Here is a 2,629-nt window from a genome sequence, read left to right as displayed (position 1 = left end):
GTTCGCGTGCGCGTTCGAGCAGCGCGAGCGTCGCGTCGAGGTTCACTTCGTTTGCCTGTATCGGGTCCTCGACGGACTGCTGGACGCTCACGACACCCGCTTCGTGGAATATCAGGTCGACGTCCTCCGTTGCACGTCGGAGGGTCTCGGAATCGCGGATATCGCCTTCGATGAGCGTCGCGTCGTCGTTTACGTTGGAGCGCTTCCCAGTGCTGAAGTCATCGAGGATTCGGACGTCGTTATCCCGAACGAGCGCATCGACGAGATGGCTGCCGACGAATCCCGCACCGCCGGTGACGAGGACGGTTTTAGAGGCTGGTGTTTGGACCATTCATCTTTGTATGAAGTTCGCTCTTTTAAATCCGTTTCTACCGTCGGATATTTTTCATAACTGTGTCACGGTGCCAATTCCACGGACCGAAGGCTGGTTACTGTAGCGACGACGGTGCGAAGCGACCTACGCGGACGAACTGACCACTTCTTCGTCCGAGAGGCGCTTCTCCGCCTCGTCGCGGTCCTCGGGATAGCCGACGTCGATGCGCCATCCATCCATGCGAATCGCATCGATGGTGCGACCACTCTGAATCAGCAAATCGATGGCCTCGCTGATCTCGTACTCGCCGCGGTTCGACGGCTGTACGAGATGGCAGGCGTGGAAAATCGCCGGGGTGAACGTGTAGAACCCGGTCATCACGAGGTTTGACGGTGGGTCCTCGGGCTTCTCCACGACGTCCGTGATTTCGCCGTAGTCGTTGGTGTCACAGACACCGAACCGACTGGCATCCTCGTACGGCACCTCCTCGGTGAGGAACGCGGCATCCGCTCGGTCCTCCTGCTGCCGACGAACCACGTCTTCGAGGTTCGCTTCGAAGATGTTGTCGCCCAGAATCAGCATGAAGTCGTCGTCGATGTGTTCCTCGACGGTCAACAACGCGTGGGCGAGACCCTTCTGTTCCCGCTGATGGGTGTAGGTGATCGGAATCCCTTCGAACTCGTCGTCGTAGTAGCTGATGATGTCTTCTTTGCGATAGCCGACGACGACGATGAACTCCTCGGCGCCGAGTTCGGCGAGTCGCTCGAAACAGTGAGTGACGATTGGCTTGCCGTTCACCTCGACCAAGCCCTTCGGCTTGTCGTTCGTGAGGGGTCGAAGACGGGTACCCTTGCCAGCTGCCAGGACTACAGCTTTCATACTTTTGAAGCGGGATTCCAGGCTTAAATACTTTCAGACCGATTCGTATACGAAGCTTCAAGGGTGCAGGGATTAGTAACGCTTCTAATGAAACTTAGCATCGTCGGGAGTGGGTACGTGGGAACGACGGTCGCCGCCTGTTTCGCCGACCTCGGACATTCGGTCACCAACATCGACATCGACGAGGACATCGTCGAACAGCTCAACGATGGCCAGGCCCCCATCCACGAACCCGGATTGGACGATCTCGTCGCCGAGCACGGTGGAACCCGACTCACGGCGACGACGGATTACGGTGCAGTCCGCGAAACCGACGCGACGTTCCTCGCGCTACCGACCCCGTCCCGACCGGACGGCAGTATCGACACGTCGATCATCGAGGCGGGAGCGCGCTCGCTCGGCGAGGCATTGGAGTCGAAAGACGACTACCACCTCGTCGTCGTCAAGAGTACCGTCGTTCCCGGAACGACCGAGGACGTACTCGGGTCCATCATCGAGGACGCCTCGGGCAAGACCCGAGGGGAGGACTTCGACGTGGCAATGAATCCAGAATTCCTCCGTGAGGGGAGTGCGGTGGAGGACTTCCTCGGTCCGGACAAAGTGGTTCTGGGAAATGAGAACGAACGTGCGAACGAACGGTTATCGGCGGTTTTCGAACCCCTTATCGAATCGTCCGATCCCGCTGTGGTCGAAACCGGCATCCGCGAGGCGGAGATGATCAAGTACGCGAACAACGCGTTCCTCGCCACGAAGGTCAGCCTCGTCAACGAACTCGGAAACATCTGCAAGGAGTACGACGTTGACGCCTACGAGGTCATGGACGCAATCGGTTTGGACGACCGTATCGGCGAGCGGTTCCTTCGCAGCGGCGTCGGATGGGGTGGAAGCTGTTTCCCGAAGGACACGGCCGCGTTGGTCGCCGCCGCCCACGAGAAGGGATACGAACCGTCCCTCGTCGAAGCGGCCATCGAAGTGAACGAGAAACAGCCCAAGCGGTTGCTCGAACTGCTCGAAGACCACGTCCCGCTTCAGGGCAAGCAGATTGCGGTGCTCGGACTCGCGTTCAAGCCGGGAACCGACGACGTTCGTAACTCCCGTGCGATTCCGATCATCGAAGGGTTACAGGACGGTGGCGCGACAGTCGTGGCGTACGACCCCGTGGCGACCGAAAACATGCGCGAACACTTCCCCGACATCGAGTACGTCGATTCCGCACGGACGGCGCTCGATGGGGCCGACGGGGCGCTCGTCGTTACCGATTGGGACGAGTTCGCCGCGTTGGACGACGAGTTCGATTCGATGCGGGATCAGGTCGTCGTGGACGGCCGTCGTATCGTTCAGCGCCGCGAGGGTATCGTCTACGAAGGTCTCACCTGGTGATCCCGAACGGGGTTCGCTTCGCTGTCGGGATCAGTTACTGACGAACGCTTTTTTCGA

At 59.6% G+C, this 2,629-nt stretch carries 3 protein-coding genes; 1 reads left to right on the top strand and 2 read right to left on the bottom strand.

What is annotated here, in order from left to right:
- Nucleotides 1-331, bottom strand: a 331-nt coding sequence (locus WBV42_RS16450) for an NAD-dependent epimerase/dehydratase family protein (protein WP_423986983.1), incomplete at its 3' end; no start/stop codon positions are given.
- A gap of 126 nt (nt 332-457) precedes the next feature.
- A complete protein-coding gene (aglF, locus tag WBV42_RS16445) occupies nt 458-1,192 on the bottom strand; it encodes a UTP--glucose-1-phosphate uridylyltransferase AglF (protein ID WP_066138658.1) in 735 nt (244 codons plus the stop codon).
- An 87-nt stretch (nt 1,193-1,279) separates the two neighbouring features.
- Here aglF and aglM point away from each other — a divergent pair, with 87 nt between their 5' ends.
- Nucleotides 1,280-2,572 carry a UDP-glucose 6-dehydrogenase AglM gene (gene aglM, locus WBV42_RS16440; RefSeq protein ID WP_423986982.1) on the top strand — a complete coding sequence of 431 codons (1,293 nt, stop codon included), beginning with the start codon at nt 1,280-1,282 and terminating at the stop codon, nt 2,570-2,572.
- Nucleotides 2,573-2,629: the final 57 nt, after the last annotated feature.

Origin of the sequence: Haladaptatus sp., from assembly GCF_049589095.1 — an archaeon.
Lineage (GTDB): Archaea > Halobacteriota > Halobacteria > Halobacteriales > Haladaptataceae > Haladaptatus.
This window is presented reverse-complemented; position numbering and strand designations above follow the sequence as displayed.